The 20,908-nt window shown below is 42.9% G+C and carries 17 protein-coding genes; 5 read left to right on the top strand and 12 right to left on the bottom strand.

Features of this window, described 5'->3' with window-relative positions; translation table 11 throughout:
* Positions 1-226: 226 nt before the first annotated feature.
* The 9 genes from PSYCG_RS01680 to PSYCG_RS01640 form a co-directional block, all read right to left on the bottom strand.
* Positions 227-2,428: a PhoX family protein gene (locus tag PSYCG_RS01680; protein WP_020442685.1), complete on the bottom strand. Its 2,202-nt coding sequence runs from the start codon at positions 2,426-2,428 to the stop codon at positions 227-229.
* 273 nt (positions 2,429-2,701) lie between these two features.
* On the bottom strand, positions 2,702-3,418 hold the full coding sequence (locus tag PSYCG_RS01675; protein WP_020442684.1) for a fumarylacetoacetate hydrolase family protein: 717 nt from the start codon (positions 3,416-3,418) through the stop codon (positions 2,702-2,704).
* Between the two features lie 97 nt (positions 3,419-3,515).
* Complete coding sequence (locus tag PSYCG_RS01670; RefSeq protein ID WP_020442683.1) at positions 3,516-4,241, bottom strand: ABC transporter permease; 726 nt, start codon at positions 4,239-4,241, stop codon at positions 3,516-3,518.
* 13 nt (positions 4,242-4,254) lie between these two features.
* Positions 4,255-4,989, bottom strand: coding sequence for an ABC transporter permease (locus PSYCG_RS01665; RefSeq protein ID WP_020442682.1), 735 nt, complete (start codon positions 4,987-4,989; stop codon positions 4,255-4,257).
* A gap of 436 nt (positions 4,990-5,425) precedes the next feature.
* Complete coding sequence (locus PSYCG_RS01660; protein ID WP_020442680.1) at positions 5,426-6,343, bottom strand: ABC transporter substrate-binding protein; 918 nt, start codon at positions 6,341-6,343, stop codon at positions 5,426-5,428.
* Positions 6,344-6,442: 99 nt separating this feature from the next.
* Positions 6,443-7,375 (bottom strand): transporter substrate-binding domain-containing protein, encoded by a 933-nt coding sequence (locus PSYCG_RS01655; RefSeq protein ID WP_011512696.1) that lies wholly within the window; start codon positions 7,373-7,375, stop codon positions 6,443-6,445.
* A gap of 86 nt (positions 7,376-7,461) precedes the next feature.
* The gene (locus PSYCG_RS01650) at positions 7,462-8,262 is read right to left on the bottom strand and encodes a transporter substrate-binding domain-containing protein (protein WP_187289119.1); all 801 of its coding nucleotides are present in this window, start codon (positions 8,260-8,262) and stop codon (positions 7,462-7,464) included.
* A gap of 340 nt (positions 8,263-8,602) precedes the next feature.
* Positions 8,603-9,400 (bottom strand): ABC transporter ATP-binding protein, encoded by a 798-nt coding sequence (locus PSYCG_RS01645; protein WP_011512694.1) that lies wholly within the window; start codon positions 9,398-9,400, stop codon positions 8,603-8,605.
* A 172-nt stretch (positions 9,401-9,572) separates the two neighbouring features.
* Complete coding sequence (locus tag PSYCG_RS01640; RefSeq protein WP_020442678.1) at positions 9,573-9,899, bottom strand: hypothetical protein; 327 nt, start codon at positions 9,897-9,899, stop codon at positions 9,573-9,575.
* A gap of 355 nt (positions 9,900-10,254) precedes the next feature.
* On the opposite strand from PSYCG_RS01640, the gene PSYCG_RS01635 reads away from it, so the two are divergent.
* From PSYCG_RS01635 to gltS, 4 genes are all read left to right on the top strand, one after another.
* Positions 10,255-11,556, top strand: a complete 1,302-nt coding sequence (locus tag PSYCG_RS01635) for a glutamate-5-semialdehyde dehydrogenase (protein WP_020442677.1) — start codon at positions 10,255-10,257, stop codon at positions 11,554-11,556.
* A gap of 156 nt (positions 11,557-11,712) precedes the next feature.
* A complete protein-coding gene (locus PSYCG_RS13625; protein WP_020442676.1) occupies positions 11,713-12,474 on the top strand; it encodes a ribonuclease domain-containing protein in 762 nt (253 codons plus the stop codon).
* A 1-nt stretch (position 12,475) separates the two neighbouring features.
* Positions 12,476-12,850: a barstar family protein gene (locus tag PSYCG_RS01625; RefSeq protein ID WP_020442675.1), complete on the top strand. Its 375-nt coding sequence runs from the start codon at positions 12,476-12,478 to the stop codon at positions 12,848-12,850.
* Positions 12,851-12,938: 88 nt separating this feature from the next.
* Entirely contained in the window at positions 12,939-14,213 is a 1,275-nt protein-coding gene (gltS, locus tag PSYCG_RS01620; RefSeq protein WP_011512689.1) for a sodium/glutamate symporter, read from the top strand.
* Positions 14,214-14,317: 104 nt separating this feature from the next.
* On the opposite strand, the gene glyA is transcribed toward gltS, so the two are convergent.
* The 3 genes from glyA to PSYCG_RS01605 form a co-directional block, all read right to left on the bottom strand.
* Positions 14,318-15,574 (bottom strand): serine hydroxymethyltransferase, encoded by a 1,257-nt coding sequence (glyA, locus tag PSYCG_RS01615; protein ID WP_020442674.1) that lies wholly within the window; start codon positions 15,572-15,574, stop codon positions 14,318-14,320.
* Between the two features lie 398 nt (positions 15,575-15,972).
* On the bottom strand, positions 15,973-16,479 hold the full coding sequence (locus PSYCG_RS01610) for a chorismate--pyruvate lyase family protein (protein WP_020442673.1): 507 nt from the start codon (positions 16,477-16,479) through the stop codon (positions 15,973-15,975).
* Positions 16,480-16,531: 52 nt separating this feature from the next.
* The gene (locus PSYCG_RS01605; protein WP_020442672.1) at positions 16,532-17,869 is read right to left on the bottom strand and encodes a GNAT family N-acetyltransferase; all 1,338 of its coding nucleotides are present in this window, start codon (positions 17,867-17,869) and stop codon (positions 16,532-16,534) included.
* A gap of 671 nt (positions 17,870-18,540) precedes the next feature.
* Between PSYCG_RS01605 and PSYCG_RS01600 the strand changes: the two genes are divergently transcribed.
* Positions 18,541-20,760: an NADP-dependent isocitrate dehydrogenase gene (locus tag PSYCG_RS01600; RefSeq protein WP_020442671.1), complete on the top strand. Its 2,220-nt coding sequence runs from the start codon at positions 18,541-18,543 to the stop codon at positions 20,758-20,760.
* The last annotated feature ends 148 nt before the right edge of the window (positions 20,761-20,908 follow it).

The raw sequence follows: 20,908 nt of genomic DNA, 5'->3' as shown, positions 1-20,908 counted from the left end.
TTGACATATCAAACAGTTAAAGGAATTTTCCATACTATCCTGTAATGGTCATAAACAGAAGAGAATGATTTAACTATCAAGTATCTTTATTGTCAAAAGCCATGTAATTATTCAATATCAAAAATTGCACACTAGTAACTACTGCCTAAAACACAAAAATCCCAAAGCCATGGCTTTGGGATTTTTGTGTTTATTAAGAGCTATCATTACTAATGCAAATGTCTAACTAGACAAACGACTCTGCCAGTATGACATCACCATCTTCGCGAGTAATCATGACGGTGGCTGAGCGTGGTGTACTACCTCCAGCAATAGCGCCCCACGTATTACCCGGATGCTGAATATTAATAAATAAGGTTTTAAAGTCTGGGGCCATCGTAATACCTGTGACTTCACAGCCCTCCGGACCGACGAAGAAACGTTTGATATTGTCATTATTGGCAGGCATGCCGACTCGGGTTTGTTGCCCCGCTGACGTAGTAGTGAAGGTTCCATCGCTGACATTGCCCGGTAGCGCTGCTAGCAACATACAGCTGCTGGTATCGGTATAAGCACCGTCATCTGTTTGAATCCATAGAACGCCACGTGGATCAAAGTATAAGCCGTCGGGGGAAGAAAAGTCATTATTGTCATTTAATTGTGATAAGTTTTCTGCTGAAAAATCACTCGGCGCAGCAAATAAATAAATATCCCATTCAAAACTGGTTGCCGCATGATCGCCCCCTGCTTCTGCCCAGCGAATAATATGACCATTGTCATTACCACGCGCTTTGCCGCCAGTATTATAGCTGCGCGGATTGGGCGCTGAAAGTGGCTGATCATCACGTACGCCGCGATATTTATTATTGGTCAATGTCACATATACATCGCCCGTTATAGGACTGACCGACACCCACTCTGGTCGATCCATTTTGGTGGCACCGACCACATCTGCTGCTGCACGAGCAAAGACCAACACCTCATCTTGTCCATGAAAAGGCAAGACCGTATTGGAGACATCCAGTCCATTTTGACCGTGAATCAACGCTTTCCATTCACCCCGGCCATTTTCATTAAAGATGGCAACATAGAGCGTACCCTCATTCAAATACTTATCACCTGCTTTTAATCCACCGCCGATATCAGCAATTGACCATGTGGCTTTGGAGACGAACTTATAGATATATTCGCCCCGAGCATCGTCACCCATATAAAAAACCACCGGTTTGCCTTGTTCAACAGGAGCATAGGCGCAATTTTCATGAGCAAAACGCCCTAGTGCCGTGCGCTTTTGCGGTATGGAATTCTGATCAAAAGGATCAATTTCGGTGATATAGCCAAAGGTATTAAAGCCATTTCTATAATCGTCTGCAGCGCTAGCACTAGCGGCGGTCATATCCCAGCGTGAAAACTCATCGCTTATCTTGGCATCTTTAGCATCAGGGGTATGCCATAAATATTCCCAACCAGGGAAGTTTTCCGTTGCCCCGTAGCGTTCGCGACCATAGTTATGCCCAGCGCTTAATTGGCTAGCATCTTGCCCACGGGCAAATACCCCTAAAAAGTTCTCTTCGGTGGTCAGATAAGTGCCCCAAGGTGATAAACCTGCACCGCAGTTATTATTGATGCCGCGAGTCTGAAAGCCTGTCGGATCAAACTTAGTCTTGACCAAATCAGAACCTGCAACGGGTCCTGTCAACTGCGCCGTACTACTACTCGTGAGACGGCGATTATATTTCGAATCAGCCACCATCTCATAGCCCATACCATCAGCGCGGCGTTTCATCTCGACCACCGCCACCCCATGACAATTAACCTCACGGCGCACGTCGCTAGCAAGTCGACGATTTTGAAAGATGGGCGCGGCGTTGTTATCTTGGATAACATGATAGCCAAACGGACTCAGCTCACTACTGTTTACGTATTCATGATTCATTACCAGCAGCCCATTCTCTGACGCTTTGGGGTCATAGGTACTGCCCTTTTTGCCAAAAAACCACATGCCATCATGATTATCACCCATGCGCCACTCGAATGACTCAGCCGACTGCTCTCGATTGTCTTTCCAGTCATCAATACCAGATATTAGCGGCGTACCAAGTGGTAATATCATCTCGGCTTTATAGCCTGCTGCCACGCTCATCGTTTCGGCAGTCGAATGCGCCGCTGCTGTAAACTTCAAAGTTTCGGGACGTTTGAGATCACCTTGTGCAGGGACAGCAGCATCATTGCCATTATTTTTGGCAGGAATACTATCATCGTCATCGCTACAGCCGACTAAAGGTAGCGCGCCAAAAAACGCCGCCGCTGTTAATCCTGTGCCACCTTTTAGGATACTACGCCGATTTAAACGACGACTAATAATGGTTTGAAAATCGATATTGTTGGTCGGATTAGAATCTTCAACGACTTCATGGGCAAGTGGTTGTTTGCTATTCAATAATGTCATTATCAGTCACCTTGCTGTTAGGCTTGATTGGCATGAGAGAGTTGATTGCAGTCTTGTAATTGCAATCACCAAAATACGAATTATGCCTAAGTCTACTGAGTGTTTATGACAGTATGTTGAAAACCAAATGCCAATTTGATAGTAATGTGACGATAACCTCATGACAAATGGCTATTACCACTGATAAACCAAAAAAATCCCAAGTGTGAACTTGGGATTTTTTGATAGCGCCAATGCATGTAAAAACTTATATGATACTGCTGCGATAAGAAATTATCGAACTTGCACCTGCCATTCATGAGTGCCAAGCTTGAATGTTAGCGTATCATCTGCTTGCAATACACCAACGCCGCTCGGCGTACCAGTCATAATCACATCGCCTGCTTGTAAGCTAAAGGCATGGCTAATCTCTGCTAGTAGCTCATACACTGGAAATAGCATCAAGGCACTGTCACCATCTTGCTTCAGCTCGTCATTGATATAGAGCTGATATTCGACATGGCAAAAATCACCAAACGCTTGCGGATCAATCCAATCGGCAAGCACACAAGCACCATCGAAACATTTAGCACGCTCCCATGGATGACCTTTTTCTTTGAGCTTGCTTTGCAAGTCACGTAGGGTCAAATCAAGCCCCAAAGTCACGCCACCTATCGCTTGCTTTGCTTGTTCAATCGTTGCTGCCGATAAGTCGGCTGCCAGCTGAATACACAGCTCTGCTTCATAATGAGTGTCGCCATATAGCGCTGGATTTGGACGGACAATATCATTGTGCACACTGACCACTGATGATGCTGGCTTCATGAATAAGATAGGCGATTTTGGTATCTCATTGCCAAGCTCACGCGCGTGTTCTGCATAGTTACGGCCCACGCAGATGACCTTGCCGATGGATTCTCGTACGCTATCATTAATGGTGGCAATACTCGCGTCATCCTTGACGCTGGCAGCAATTGTATCGACTAAGGATATAGATGGTGATTGGCTCATACTAGGCGCTCACAACAGATGGTTGATATTTTAAAAAGCGAAACATACTGCACTATTTATCACAACGTTTATGATAGGTTTTATTCATGACAAATCATTAGCCGACGGTATGAGTAGTCACATCTGGTGGTACATAACTTGCGTGACGATTCATGCGCTTTTCAAACATTCTAAAGCTAAACAGAATCACCCACGACAACAAGAGATAAACGATACCAGCAGCGAAGAACAACTCCATCAAGGTATAGGTCCGCGCACTAATAGTACGAGCAACGCCTGTGATGTCCATTAAAGCAATCGTTGACGCTAGCGCACTGCCCTTTAGCATAAAGATAACTTCATTACTGTATGCCGGAATCACAATACCAAAAGCACGCGGTAACGTAATACGGGTCAGTTTCTGCCATTTTGACATCCCGATTGCATCAGCAGCCTCAAGCTCACCCACCGGAATATTTTGAATCGCACCGCGGATAATCTCGGCTAAATAAGCACTGGTATTTAGGGTAAAGGCAATGATTGCACACCAGTAAGCTTGGCTAAGAACTGGCTCCCACAAGAACGAATTACGTACCGCTTCGAACTGCCCAAGACCATAGTAAATCAAAAATATCTGTACCAGTAGCGGTGTGCCACGGAAAAAGAAGATATACAGAAAAGGGAGTATCTGTACCACCCAATTTTTAGACAGCCGTAACAGCGCCAAAACCAAACCAAAAAATAAGCCAATAATACCTGAGAACAAAACCAACTGTACGGTCAATACCGCGCCACCGAGTAAGTCTGGGATATGATCAAAAATAACCTGCCAATTCCAATCCATAGTGTCTTCCCCTTTATCCTATGGTCGATTGACGGTGAGTGGTTTGACGGCTGAGCTTTTTAGCATAACGCGCTGCCGGATTGGCACGCCATTCAAGCCACATCATAAAGCCAGTAATCAGCATGGTCAAACCTAAATAAATTATTGCCGCTGCCATATAAAAGGTAAATGGCTGCTGTGTTGATTGCGCGGCGCGCGAGGACTGATACATGATATCTTTGAGACCTACGACCGACACCAGTGCCGTATCTTTAAGCAAAACCAAAAATAGATTACCCAAACCTGGCAATGCAATCTGCCATACTTGAGGTAAGGTTATGCGATAAAAAGTCTGAAAAGGACGCATACCAATCGCTTGCGCCGCTTCTCGCTGTCCTATAGGAATCTCTTGAATCGACATACGGAAGATTTCAGTCGCATAAGCACCAAAAGCAATAGACAGTGCCATCACGCCGCCCCAAAAAGCGCTAATCTCGACATAGTCGTTATAGCCGAACTTTTTGAGGATGCTCATTAGCAGTATAGAGCCGCCATAGTAGATGAACAGTACCAATAGCAGCTCAGGAATACCGCGCATCGTGGCAGTATAGACAGTCGCAATTTTGCGCAGCAGCCAGATATTAGATAGCTTTGCTGTGGCACCGAGCAAACCTAAGAACATGCCGATGATCAGACTGGTCATGGCAAGCTGTATGGTGACGGTAGCGCCGCTCAGTAAAAGCGCGCCAAATCCTTGTAAGTCAAACACGATTATCCACTCAGTCTCTTTATATTAGCAAATTGCAAAATATGAGTTAAAAAAATCAGCATCAATAGCTGAATACAGTTAATAAACGTACTTTAGACCCAATAAATATGAGTCATTTGCGTCATAGACTGACGCTAGATTAATACGGTTATTGCCGCGATAATTGACACAGTAGAAATGAGCGCTGATTTTATCATATTCATTCGCCGCTATGTTAATACTGACGTGTAAAAGCATCGCCTAAATAGATATCTCTCTCCTTAAAAGGCCGATAATTTGGTTAAAGAACAGCAAATCTGTTGGTTAATAATGCCTACAATAATAGCGTGACTGTAAATAAGGACACAAGAAAAAGGACATCACCATAATGGTGATGTCCTCATGCTTATTAACACAATATGAATGCAGTCGTGAAAACAGTAATACTACTGAGCCTTTACTGTGTAGCACTATCTATAGCTGGTGCTTCTGTTAGTGTCGCACTTGCTGGCACAGCAAAGTATTTTTGATTGATCTTGTCATAAGTGCCATTGGCTTTAATATTGCTCAATGAGGTATTAATTTTTGCTTGTAGAGCTTCATCATTCGGACGGACGGCAATCGCAAAGTTATCATTGATATCAATCTCCGCGCCCTTTAACACATAATTATTACCGGACGTCGAGCTGAGCCATTCAATCGCTGGCAGTTTATCCGATATCATGGCATCGACGCGACCAGCACCCAAATCTAAAAACGCATTACTTAATGTATCATATAGCTTCATATCCGCTTTTGGATAAGTGTTTTCTAGCCACTGTGATGAGATGGTGGAACGCTGAGCGGCGATAGAGTGGGCATTAATATCAGTCACCTTAGCAGGGTCAAAGGTGCTGTCTTTTTTGGCTAAAAACACTAGCGCATTGCTAAAATACGGATCCGTAAAAGCGACTTGTTGAGCGCGCTCAGGGGTGACTGACATCGCAGCGACGATAGCATCATATTTACCAGCCTTGAGACCGGGGATGATACCGTCCCAATCTTGCGCCACAATCTCACAAGTTACTTGCATATCAGCACAGATAGCATTGGCAATTTCGATATCAAAACCGCCGAGCGTGCCATCTGCATTGGTATAGTTAAAGGGCGCATAAGCACCCTCAGTACCGATACGCAGCACATTACCCTCTGTCGCATCTGCTTTTTTCTCAGTTGTCTCCGCAGTATTATTAGCGTCTGAGTTAGTGCTTTCAGCCCCTTTATCTTGACCGTTACTACAACCGACTAAAGCTAAAAATGCTGCCACTGCTAGCATAGGTTTTAAAAACCGCTGACTGGTCATTGAATTTGAGCCTATGACAAGATGGTTGCTCATAATCATCCTTGAGTTTATTACGTCGTGAAATTTTGATAAGTACTAGCAAATATGCATTCCTCAAAACTTAGAATCAATACATATTTGTCATCACAGGTGTTAGTTTGCTGTCGCTTGCTCTTCTTTAGCAATCGCCGTATCAGCATCGACACTAGCTTTATCCATGACTACTACTTCTTTGATATCACTAGTAGCGACTGCTTTTTGAGCAGCAGTGGTTGAGCTGGTACCAAAATAGCTACCCGTGATTTGATCATAAGTACCATTGTCTTTTAGCTCAGCCAAGGCTTTATTGAATTTGGCAACCAATGGATCGCCTTTACGGAAAGCAATACCCATCGCATCATCATTGGTGCTGATTTCTTGACCTTTGACCTCATAGTCTTTACCAGCTTCTGTTTTTAGCCAGTCAATACCAGTCACTTTATCAGACATCATCGCCCGCACACGACCTGACGTTAGATCCAGATACGCATTGTCTTGAGTATCATAAAGTTTGATATCAGCATCAGCATGCTTATCTTGTAGATATTGCGAGGCAACAGTTGAACGCTGTGAGGCAATTGGCTGACCTTTTAGAGCGTCAACACTAACATCGTCGCCTTTTTTACCGATTAAGATAATGCCGCTATGAAAGTAAGGTTCGCTAAATTCGACCACTTCTTTGCGCTCAGGGGTGATTGACATACCAGCGATGGCAGCGTCAAACTTCTGCGCATTTAAGCCTGGAATCAAGCCATCCCAATCCTGTGAGATCACTTCGCATTTGGCTTTCATTTGCGCACATAGTGCGTCAACCAATTCAATCTCATAGCCGATTAATTTGCCATCAGCATCGGTATAACTAAACGGTTTATAGCTTGATTCTGTCGCGATTTTGATATTTAAAGGCGTATCAGTTGCAGCAGCTGTTTCAGTGCTTTCTGTCGGTGTAGAGCTGTTGTTACAGCCAGCTAGCATCAGCATGGCAGCGCTTAGTGGCGCTAACCACAAGGCTTTTTTGGTCATTGACGAGGTCATTGAAATGATCATAGTGGTTATTCCTTAATATATTTACCAGCCGTATATATATCCGCCACTTAAGAAGGATATAAACAATCGACGCTAATGATTACAGATTATTGACCAAAGTTTTGCTGCTCAAGACGGGCAAGCTCACCGTTACTGCGAATTTCACTCAGCGCTTTATTAAAGTCTTCTTTAATAGCATCGCCTTTACGGACAGCAATCGCAATATTGTCATCATTGTCAATCTCATCACCCACGATACCGAAGCCTTCAGGGTTGTCTGCTAACCATGATTTTGCTGATACTTTTTCAGCCAATACAACATCACTACGACCAGACTTTAGGTCCAAATAAGCATTGTCATAATTGTCATAAAGCTTAACGGTATTGCCGTCTTTGCCTTCATAATTGTCTTGTAAATAAGCACCCGGCGTCGTTGAACGTTGACCACCAAGCGTCAGATTTTTGATGACTTTAGGATCAAAACTGCCTTTGGTATCGGTCAGCCAAACCATCGTATTGGCAAAGTAAGGCTCGCTGAAATCAACTTTTTCTTGACGTTCAGCGGTAATAGACATACCAGCGATAACCGCATCGTATTTTTGCGCCAATAAACCCGGAATAATACCGTCCCAATCTTGAGCGACAATTTCACATTTGGCTTGCATCTGCTCACATAGAGCATTGGCAACGTCGATATCAAAACCCGCCAAACTGCCATCGGCATTGGTATAGTTAAAAGGAGGGTATGCGCCTTCAGTCGCAATACGAATGGTCTTGCCAGCGGTTCCTGCTGCCGGTGCATCTGCATTGGTATCAGCAGCGTCATTGGCAGGTTGGCTACACGCCCCTAACATGAGCGCGGCAGTAACGGTCATCGATGACCACAATAGGCGAGAATTCGACATCATACGTTCCTTAAATTCTGATGGATTTTTAAGATGATTTTTAATCTCTAATTTTTGATACAGCGTTCTGGTATATTTTCTCTGACGTCCCTGCCAGATAAGTTACTCAGATTCAGGCAACTGGATATTCAGGCTGTAAGATATTTAGGTATATGGATAAGTGCTATGCATACCCGCTCACAGGTCTTTTGATAATACCTGAGTGGAATATCAAAAACAAACGTTTTGCATACCGACTGTGATTATTGAGTAATAAAGGCACGAATAGACTTACTGATGTGCAATCTTAGCGTTTTAAACAATTATTGCTAAGATTGCGATTTTACTAGATTTAAGCAATGGATTAATTTTGACGATGTGAAGCCATAAAGTCTCTAACGCGCTCAGACTTAGGGTTATCAAAGACCTGCTCAGGCGTACCAATCTCTTCAATCACGCCTTGGTGTAAAAACACCACTTTACTAGAAACATCACGAGCAAAACGCATCTCATGGGTCACAATCAACATCGTGCGTCCCTCGGCTGCTAGCTCTCGCATAACAGCAAGCACTTCATTGACCAGCTCAGGATCTAAAGCAGAAGTCGGTTCATCAAATAATAATACCTGTGGCTGCATAGCAAGGGCGCGTGCAATAGCAACACGCTGACGCTGACCACCAGACAGATTAGCAGGATAAGCGTCTTTTTTATCAAGCAAACCGACTTTATCGAGCAGCTTTTCAGCATCGCTAATGGCTTGGTCTTTTTTTATTTTTAAGACTTGTATTGGCCCTTCGATGATATTGTCAATAATCGTTTTATGTGGCCATAGATTGAAATTCTGAAAGACAAAACCCACGCGTGCGCGCAAGTGTTCTAGCTGTTTGATATCAGCCGCTTGCAATTCGCCTGACTTAGCTGGCTTTAGCATCAGCTCATCTTTACCGATAATAATGCGACCTTGATTGGGCTTTTCGAGCAAATTGATACAGCGCAGCAGGGTCGACTTACCTGAGCCAGACGAACCTAAAATAGAGATAACATCGCCGTCATAGGCAGTTAGAGATACGCCTTTCAGTACGGCCAATGAGCCGAAACTTTTATGGATATCTTGTAAATCTAAAGCGATAGGTCGAGTCGGATTATTTGCAGTATCAAGCATGGTTTAGCAGACTTCCAATAAATATGAATGAAAACATGACGTAAAAATGCGCTTAGCATTAAAAAGGCGTTTGGCAATAAATTACCTTTATAAAATAAGACCCATAATATACAGTCAATTATGGGCCTTATTTTATCATCTTAATAGCGTGAGCGCTGTTTTATCTGCCACATTAGTAGCTTGAGACGTGCTCTTCGCTTTCAGTACCATCCATCATCTCTGCATCATCCGCAGTTGCTACGGCCACATCATCCGTGCTACTGACAGCCATATCATTGTCAGCAGTTGCTACCGCAACATCGTCAGCACTGCCGGCAGTAGCCACACCCGTTGCTTCATCTTCTACCGAAGTCTGCGCATCGACTGCTGGCGCCGTCTCTACCGGTGGCTCGTCTTTTTTACCACAGGCACTTAGCGTCAATGCCGCTGCAACCAATCCAACGCCCAACCAGTTTTTGTACGCGCCAGATTTTTGAATTTGTTGTTGATCAATGGTCATATTTATTCTCCAATATTTTTATTTACTATCATTAATTTCTACTATGAATAGCTATCATGTAGCCGAGCGAGTTCAAAAATAATGTGTTAAAGCTAAAATGAATCTTTTGCTGCTTAGCGCTCACTATACGGACGATTTATAGCGACTACATTAGTAATTGCAGTCTATTTCTGTTAAAAATACGTAACCATCAATCCAATGCTCAATCATGACTATCATATAAAGACAAGCGAGCTCTATTCACAAAATCGGCTTTACTATCGACCTAATCTCCTCTATGTTAAATAGCAGAGTGCCATTAGAGCGCTAAAGAACACTGATTATTCTCTATTTATAACTATAAGGAAAAATATTTATGAGTCAAACCAATACCACAGACGTAACCGCTTATATGCAAAATGTTGGTAAAGAAGCGCGCGCTGCATCCAGAGCACTGGCTGCTGCCAATACGGGTGACAAAAATGCTGCACTGATGGCTATTCACGATGTATTAAAGAACGCTAAGCAAGATATTTTAGCCGCCAATAAAGTTGATATGGACGATGGACAAAAGAACGACCTAGATGCTGCGCTGCTTGATCGCTTGGAGTTAAATGACGCCCGCTTTGATGGCATGCTACAAGGTCTAAAAGACGTTGCGGCATTGCCTGACCCTATTGGTGAGGTTACAGACATGACGTATCGTCCGTCGGGTATTCATCTGGGCAAAATGCGCGTGCCACTTGGTGTAGTCGGTATGATTTATGAGTCGCGTCCCAATGTCACTTTGGAAGCAGCCTCACTGGCACTAAAGTCAGGTAACGCCATCATTTTACGTGGCGGCTCGGAAGCATTTGAGTCCAATCAAGCGATTGCCAAATGTATTTTAGAAGGACTAAAAAACGTTGGTATGTCTGAGTATAGTGTCCAAGTACTAGAGACCACTGACCGTGCTGCCGTCGGTGAGCTTATCACTATGACAGAATATGTTGATGTTATCGTACCACGCGGCGGTAAAGGGCTGATTGAGCGTATCAGCCGCGATGCACGTGTGCCTGTCATTAAGCACTTAGATGGCAACTGTCATACCTTTATCGACAGTGATGCTGATCCCAAGATTGCCATTAACGTGAGTGTCAATGCCAAAACCCATCGCTATGGTACTTGTAATACCATGGAAACCTTGTTGGTCGATGAAGCCATCGCTGATGAGCTGTTACCAAAAATTGCCGAAGCCATCGTTGAAGCCGATAATGCGATGCAACTACGTCTTGATGGTAAAGCGCAGGCTATTCTGAACGATAACACTACCCTTAAAGGCCATTTATCAGCCGCCACCGCGGAAGATTGGGATACCGAATATCTCGCCCCTATCCTCGCGATTAAAATCTTATCCGGCATTGATGAGGCGATTGAGCATATCAACACCCATGGCAGTCATCATACCGATGTTATCATTACAGATAACTATACCAAGTCACAGAGATTTATTCGCGAAGTCGACTCGGCAAGCGTGATGATTAACGCCTCTAGCCGTTTTGCCGATGGTTTTGAATATGGTCTTGGTGCCGAAATTGGTATCTCAACTGACAAGATTCATGCGCGTGGACCAGTCGGACTTGAAGGCTTAACTTCACAAAAGTGGATTGTTTATGGTCATGGCGAAACGCGTGCCTAATTTATTACGTCTTCACTACAATCTATAATGTCGTCTGCAGTATAATTGTTACAGAACGTCAGCTTAATTGCTGGCGTTTTTTTATTATTAATAACTACATTATGTATGACATAAAGCCATTATTTTACGTGATAAAAATCTATCGATAGGACGAGGATGCCCATGCAAAGTGGCAAAATTAAGCATTGGAATTCTGATAAAGGCTATGGCTTTATCGATGTCGACAATCAGAGTGAAGATGTGTTTTTTCACATAAAATCCGTGCGAATGGCGCAGCCTATCAGTGAAGGGCAACGCGTTTATTTTAATAGTGAGCGCAATGACAAAAACCAATTGCGCGCCACCGAAGTCACATCGGATGAATTGAGTATTTTAGAGACGCCAGCATCCAATTCAGTGGCAAATTCAATGCATCGCAGCTCAGATAATGTTAATCAGAAAAACAATCAAAACCACATTAGCAAAAATAATCGTAGCAGCCAAAATAAGAAAAGCAGCTTCTCTACCCTGTTCAGTTTGATTGCCATTATCGCTGTTGCGGTCTATTTCTTTGCTGATTTGAAATCCAGTTTTTTTGCCGATAGCGCGCCATCTACTACTCTATCGCAAAATTATATTGAAATTGCCAGTAATTCAAATGCAGCGGCTATCACTGGTGATGCGCAAATAGATCAAACCATTGCCCTTATTCAGCAAGGTGGACCCTTCCCTTATCCTAACAAAGACGGAACCACTTTCTATAATCGCGAAGGCAAGTTACCGGAGCAGTCGCAAGGCTACTATCGCGAATATACTGTCCCCACACCTGCCGTTTCGCATCGCGGCGCACGGCGTATTGTCACTGGCGGTCACCCACCAACCATTTATTATTTAACCCTTGATCATTACGACAGCTTTCAAAAACTGGAGGTGAAATAACATGACTCAAGCTATTTACTATGTAAATCCAAGCAGCATTGATCAAAACCTTGTTAAAGGTAAAAGCAGCAGAACGTTTGCTACTATTCCTGAACAAGCAATCGCTATACCTATAGAAGAGCGATTAGATAAAGAAACACTCTTAAGTAGCTTAGCGAAAGCATGCGATTTCCCAAGTTGGTTTGGTCATAACTGGGATGCAGCGTGGGACTGCTTAACAGACAGTGATATCGAGCATTTGGTACTTGATTTAACAGCGGTTAAAAATATTAACAACGAAGATTTTAATGTCTTCAAAAGTATTATAGAAGATGCTTTTAAAGAATTTGGCAAACCACAACTGTGGATTGTCGTGGCGTCTGATGATTTGTCTTAGTCGCTAGTAAGAGAAGAATCTAAATTCGAGATAAAAACAGATTTATCCCGAATTTAGGTTAATTTATATTTATAGAAAGGATTAACATATGGAAATCACCCTAAACGGCTATTACACCCTGATATTAGCCACATTAGTACTTTTGCTTGGACGCTTCTTAGTCAAAAGAATTAAGTTTTTAGAAGATTTCAATATTCCAGAACCAGTCGCAGGCGGTTTGGTCGCAGCGATTGTCGTTTATATTCTTAATATTGTTTGGGGCTATAGCTTTAATTTCCATCAAGGACTGCAAACAGCAACTATGCTGATGTTTTTTGCCTCTATCGGGCTTAGCGCTGATTTTGGTCGGTTAAAAGCAGGTGGCTCACCCTTACTGATCTTCACCATCATCGTGTCTGTCTTTATCATTTTGCAAGACATCCTTGGTGTTGCAATGGCAAGCGCACTTGGGCTTGATCCTTTGCTTGGCTTGGTGACCGGTTCAATCGCTTTGACTGGTGGACATGGTACTGCTGGTGCTTGGGGCATTACTTTGGAGGAGCAGTATGGTGTGGTTGGCGCGACGACGCTGGGTATCGCAGTTGCCACTTATGGTTTAGTGGCAGGTGGTATTATCGGTGGTCCTGTTGCCCGTCGCTTGATTAAAAAGCTTGGTCTCAAGCCTACAGCAGACAATCCAAACCCAAGTGATGTCGAAAAACTGGCAAGTGAGCAGTCGCTCTACAGCACCAAGCACAGCGAAGAGGAAGTTCATAGTAATAAGGAGATGTTTGAAAAACCGGATAATATCCGTCTGATTACGGCATCGTCTACCATTGAATCATTGGCACTGTTTGCCGCAGCATTGGCATTTGCTGATCTCATGACTTTGGTAGCGCAGGATACGTGGTTTGAGTTACCGACCTTTGTATGGGCATTAGCAGGTGGTGTGATTTTGCGTAATACCTTAACCATGGTATTTAACTTTGATATGTTTGACCGTGCGATTGACGTCATCGGTAACGCTTCTTTGAGTCTTTTCTTAGCGATGGCTTTATTGTCATTAAAGCTGTGGCAATTGACAGATTTGGCAGGTCCGGTATTAATCATCTTATTGTCACAAACTGTTCTAATGATTGGCTATGCTTACTTTGTGACCTTCAAACTCATGGGTAAAGACTATGATGCAGCTGTCTTGTCAGCAGGACACTGTGGTTTCGGTATGGGTGCAACTCCTACAGCGATTGCCAATATGCAGGCGGTCACCGATCGTTACCTACCATCACATAAGGCATTTTTGATTGTACCTATGGTTGGTGCATTCTTCGTTGATATCGTTAACGCGACGATCTTGCAGATATTCACCAAATTGCCATTTATGTGATTTGATGAAATAAAAAGCTGATTTAATACTCGCGAAATAAAAAAACCGCCTAGCAAAAGCTAAGCGGTTTTTTTATCTGACTTATAAAACCAATTAATTAGAAATTACTGGTTTTTAGCATAGACAGGAAGCTCTTTACAGATCGCTTCGACTTTGCCACGGACTTCAGCAGTTACTGCTTCATCGCCACGGCTGTCAAGAACATCACAAATCCAACCTGCCAAATCACCTGCTTGTGCTTCGTTGAAGCCGCGTGTGGTAATCGCTGGTGTACCGATACGGATACCAGAAGTCACAAACGGAGATTTTGGATCGTTTGGTACGGCGTTTTTATTGACCGTAATGTGTGCGTCACCCAACCATTTATCCGCTTCTTTACCGGTCATCTCTTGCTTAACTAAGCTGATAAGCATCAGATGGTTTTCAGTGCCACCAGAGATAATTTCATAGCCGCGATCTTGAATGACTTTTGCCATGGCTTGAGCGTTTTTAACCACTTGCTGCTGATAGGTTTTGAAGTTCTCTTCTAATGCTTCTTTAAAGCAAACTGCTTTTGCCGCGATGACATGCATCAACGGGCCACCTTGGTTGCCTGGGAATACGGCAGAATTGAGCTTTTTAGCAAGCTTCTCATCACGAGCAAGAATCATACCTGAACGTGGGCCACGTAAGGTTTTGTGCGTAGTCGTGGTCACTACATCAGCAAACGGTACTGGGCTTGGGTAAACGCCACCAGCGATAAGACCAGCAACGTGAGCCATATCCACTAGCAAGTAAGCGCCTACTTCGTCAGCGATTTCACGGAAACGCGCCCAATCAACTACTTGTGAATACGCTGAAAAACCAGCGATGATCATTTTAGGCTTATGCTCTTTTGCCAAGCTCTCAACTTGGTCATAATCGATAAGACCAGTGCCTTCAACCAAACCATACTGTACTGCATTGTAGTTTAGACCTGAGAAATTGATATGTGCGCCATGCGTTAAGTGACCACCAGCATCTAAACTCATGCCAAGTACAGTATCATTGGCTTCAAGCAATGCCAAAAAGACAGCAGAGTTTGCTTGGCTACCAGAGTGTGGCTGTACGTTCACATATTCTGCACCAAACAATTCTTTTGCACGGTCAATAGCTAGTTGCTCAACGACGTCAACATGCTCACAACCACCGTAATAGCGCTTACCAGGATAGCCTTCAGCGTATTTGTTGGTCAAATCAGTACCCTGCGCTTCCATCACTGCTTGTGAGCAGTAGTTTTCTGAAGCGATAAGCTCAATATGGTTCTCTTGACGAACGCTTTCAGCAGCCATAGCTTCAGCAAGTACTGGATCAAAATCTTTGATAGAGATATCTTTAAACATAGTAAAGTCCTAAGTGGTGACGTTTATTAGTAATAACGGTCGTTGAAAGAAGCGAGTAGCAAAAGAAGTTTGAAATAGGCAAGCAAAAGGCATGAGCTTATCATTAGCTTGCAGTTTTAAGGATAAATTCGATACTCTTTTGCATCGATATTCTCGCTAAAGTTTAAGTGTAACATGAAACTTTATGTTGCGAGCGCAAAAAAATATCAGCTTATTTTGAGTAGACGACAGGGTAAAATTCTCTATATTTAAATCTATTTTTTTCAGTAACTTATCAATATATCCTCTAAATAGAAGTAGTAAATTCATTAAAATTTATTCACTAAAAACTTATCTGAACAATAAAGTGGAAAATAGTTGGCTAATTAATTGGTTGTTTTAATTTTCTGATGAAGTACTTAAATATCCAATTGTTTTTCACAGAACCGTGGCAAAAAGGTCTCACTAATAAGTAAAGAACGACCATACCAATCATAAAGCGTCTGCCGTTGCCAGCCATCTGCCGTATGTTTGATACAGCGCTGATTGGGCAAGGTGCGACTGCGATTAAACAATACATAACCTATGGGTGTGCTTTTTAATTGCTGTAGACGTCTGGCACTGCCTTTTAGACTTGATAACGGAAACAGGCTTTGCGCCTGTACCCATGGTAGCTCGTCATTACCGTATAGATATACCTCACGGACCCACGCCAGACGTGGACGACTAAGCGCTGCCCCTTTGATACCCAATTGCTTTTTTTGTGCTAAAGATAGGAGACGATAACCCTCAAATTGACGCTCCACACGTAGCGGCTGCCCAGCTTTTACCTCTAGCAAGGCAGTAAGAGAGCCTTCGATATTTAGCCAAGGTAATAGCTCAGTTGGAGGTAATGAATTGGTTACGCAAGAAAGATGAGAGGTCATAGTTTACGGCTAATATGTACTTTATTAAGTAGAAGATGATTAAAAGATAAGGTTATTCATTGTTCTCAAACATTGGCATATTATCAATATTAAACGGCAAAGCTTCAAACGCTTGCTCTCGATATTGCGACATATGTAGCCGATCTTTGCGGCAAAAATCAGCAATCGCTGGCACAAAACGCGCATCATAAATACGGTGCAGTGAGTGGGTAGCTGTTGGAATAAAGCCACGAATCAGCTTATGCTCGCCTTGTGTTCCTGGGTCGAAATAGTGCAAGCCTTGCTCGATGGCAAACTCAATACCTTGATAATAGCACAGCTCAAAATGCAAGCTATCATACTCACCAAGTGCTCCCCAATAACGACCGTACAAAGTTGCCGTTGTATTGTCAGGCTTATCATATAAAAACAGACTGCTCGCGATAACTTCACCGTTGGCATCAAGTGCTTGTGCGAGCATTAAATGCTCAGCCATATGTTGCGCTAATGCTTTAAAAAAATCCATGGTCAAATAAGGCTGCTGCCCACGTACCGCATAAGTCATTACATAGCAATGATAAAAAGTCTTCCAGTCAGACTCGGTAATGTCATCACCGCATTTTCGCTGGCACGTAATACCTTGCTCAGCAACTTTTCTGCGCTCAGCCCGAATGGTTTTGCGTTTTTTGGCTTTGAGCGTGGTCAAAAATGCTTCAAAATCTGTAAATGGCTGATCATCTTGAGTTAGATTTTTATTTTGCCATAAAAATTGGCAACCTTGACGCTCAAGTATCGGTAGCTCAATCGGTTTTGCCGCTACACCATTTGCTTGGTTTTTAAGCGCCATTTCTATATCAATATCAGTCGGCAGCGATGCGTTAGCCATAGCAGCCATCTCAGGTGTGACAAATAGCCCATGCCAGCCAGAAGCATCTACTTGCTGCGCAATATCATCCACCCCTGCAATAGCGGTCTTTATAATGTCAGCATCGAGCGTCTCACCCTTTGCCAACCATAAACGCTGCCCAGTAATAGGCGTATAAGGGGCGCTCGTTACCAAACGCGGATAATAGTCGAGACCATACTGCGCATAAGCTTGCGCCCATGAATGGTCAAATACAAATTCCCCTTGGTGATGACCTTTAATAAATACGGGCATCACGGCAACCGGCTGCTTCACCTTTATAGAAGCTTCTACAGAAGACAAATTTTTCTGTACTACAAAATCATCATCGGCATCTACACGGTGCACTAATATATAAATAGGTAACCAGCCAGCCTCTTCGCCAATCGCGCCAGTGTCACTAAGCGCTTGCCAAAAGGCAAATGACATAAAAGGGGTGTCTGGCGTTTGCCACTCGCTTAGGCTTTGCCAACTGATATCGTTCAGTAACGCATATTGTAAATTCATAATCAGTACACTGTTTTTTTTGATGACTTTTCTTGATCATATAGCCTATCAAATTGGCATTTTTTTGCTGTCACAATTTGCAAGAATTTTATATAACCGTTATAGGATTATTGATACCGTTTAAGAAATGATGCCGTACTAGTGTGAGAGAAACAAAAACTTTGATGCCATACGTAATAAAAACTGCCATTAAAAACAGGCAAATTACATGGAAAAGATGATATCAATCTTGATGACTGATAGAATAAGAGTATTATTAGCTTAATATAATTCATATAGATGAGATATGAGCGAAATAGTATACTTAGTTCAACATACGAGATTGACATCATATCGGATTTATAGTGGATGAACTATAATATATCGACTGTCATGTATCGTCAGGCAGTGTTACCCAATCGTTCAACCCCTCTTTTGGCGGTAAGTTTGTCATAAAGGTTAAAACAGCTTCCAAAAGATAGTTTTGCAAAATAAGGTCAACAGGCAGTCTCGAAACTATTTAAATGCGTCAAACTGTTTAAATATATTTTTGTATGATTGCAAAAGTGACACTTGATGTGCTTAATTTAGCGCCATCACTCATTATGGTATGAAGGCTGCATAAAGCGATGAAATAAGATCCAAGCCTTACTCCCCTTATTAATGACAACATAAAGGAATACTCTACTACAATGTCAAAAATTATTTATACAAAAACCGACGAAGCCCCAGCGCTTGCAACCCTATCATTCTTGCCTATTGTCAAAGCATTTACTCACACAGCAGGCATTGAAGTTGACACCAGTGATATCTCAGTTGCTGCGCGTGTATTGGCTGAATTCCCTGAGTTTTTAAGTGAAGAGCAACGCGTTCCTGATAACTTAGCTGAGCTAGGTCGTCTGACACAAGATCCAAACACCAACATCATCAAATTGCCAAATATCAGTGCTTCTGTTCAACAGTTGAAAGCAGCTATTAAAGAGCTACAAGGTAAAGGCTACGCTATTCCTGATTTTCCAGATGACCCAAAAACTGACGAAGAAAAATCGATTCGTCTGCGTTATGGCAAAAGTCTAGGCAGCTCGGTAAACCCTGTACTTCGTGAAGGTAACTCAGATCGCCGCGCACCAAAAGCGGTCAAAAACTACGCACGCAAACATCCGCATTCTATGGGTGAATGGAAACAATGGTCACAAACGCATGTATCACATATGCACAGCGGCGACTTCTATGATGGCGAGCAATCTATCACTTTAGATAAAGCACGTACTGTACGTATGGAACGCTTAGCGGACGATGGCACTGTCAATGTATTCAAAACAGGCATCGCTTTGCTTGATAAAGAAGTCATCGATCTTATGTTCATGAGCAAAAAATCACTGCTTGATTTTTATGAGCGTGAAATGGAAGACTGCCGTGAAGCTGGTATCTTATTCTCGTTGCACGTAAAAGCGACCATGATGAAAGTATCACACCCTATCGTCTTCGGTCATGCGGTCAGAATCTACTATAAAGATGCTTTCCAAAAGCATGGCGCATTATTTGACGAGCTAGGTGTCAATGTTAATAACGGCATGGCAAGTTTGTATGAAAAAATTGCCGAGTTGCCAGCCAGTTTGCGTGAAGAGATTGAGCGTGATTTACATGCTTGCCAAGTACATCGTCCACGTTTGGCGATGGTTGATTCATCAAAAGGCATCACCAACTTCCATTCGCCAAGTGACATCATCGTTGATGCATCCATGCCAGCCATGATTCGTAACGGTGGCAAAATGTGGGGTGCTGATGGCAAACTATATGACTGTAAAGCCGTCATGCCAGAATCTACCTTTGCCCGCATTTATCAAGAAATGATCAATTTCTGTAAATGGCATGGCAACTTTGATCCAACAACGATGGGTACAGTACCTAACGTCGGTCTAATGGCTCAAAAAGCGGAAGAATATGGCTCACACGACAAGACTTTTGAAGCGAGCGATAACGGTATTGCTCGTATTGTTGACGAAGAAACAAATGAAATCTTGCTTGAGCAGCGTGTTGAAAAAGGTGATATCTGGCGCATGTGTCAGGTTAAAGATGAGCCTATCCAAGATTGGGTCAAGCTTGCAGTACGCCGTGCACGCGAATCGAATACACCAGTTATCTTTTGGTTAGACCCGTATCGTCCACACGAAAACGAGCTGATCAAAAAGGTAAAAATGTATCTAAAAGATCATGATACCACTGGTCTACATATCGAAACCATGTCACAAGTTCGTGCCATGCGTTATACCTTAGAGCGCGTTGCTCGTGGTCTTGATACGATTTCTGCTACTGGTAATATCTTACGTGATTATCTCACTGACTTATTCCCGATTTTAGAATTGGGCACCAGTGCTAAGATGTTGTCAGTGGTTCCATTAATGAAGGGCGGCGGTTTGTTTGAAACAGGCGCTGGCGGTTCAGCACCAAAGCATGTACAACAATTGGTTGAAGAAAACCACTTACGTTGGGATTCTTTGGGTGAGTTCTTGGCATTGACTGTGTCGCTAGAGCATTTAGCACAGAATGACAACAACCCTAAAGCTCAAGTATTGGCTGATACCTTAGATAGAGCAACTGAAAAGCTGTTATTGAATGACAAGTCTCCATCACGCAAAACTGGTGAGCTTGACAATCGTGGCAGTCACTTCTATCTTGCGATGTATTGGGCACAAGAGCTTGCCGCTCAAGAGCAAGATGGCGAGCTAAAAGCACAATTTACCGCACTTGCGCAGAATCTTGAGAGCAATGAAGCAGCTATTATCAAAGAGCTAAATGATGCTCAAGGTAAGCCTATGGATCTTAAAGGCTATTACCTAGCGGATGAAGCATTGGCTGAGCAAGCAATGCGTCCTAGCACTTTGTTCAATAACGCCATTGCTTCATTATAATTAACTCATCTTATAAAAGTTAATTTATAGAAGTGACATTAGCGTAAACAAAACACCCCAAATATCTTAGATTTTGGGGTGTTTTTTTGTCTTTTATTAATGAGTGATTTTTATGTCAGAGACTATTTACAAGACATTGTGTAAAAGA

The sequence above is a fragment of the Psychrobacter sp. G genome (genome assembly GCF_000418305.1).
GTDB lineage: Bacteria > Pseudomonadota > Gammaproteobacteria > Pseudomonadales > Moraxellaceae > Psychrobacter > Psychrobacter cryohalolentis.
Note: the sequence above shows the minus strand (reverse complement) of the source record. Positions and strands in the feature narration are given on the sequence as shown.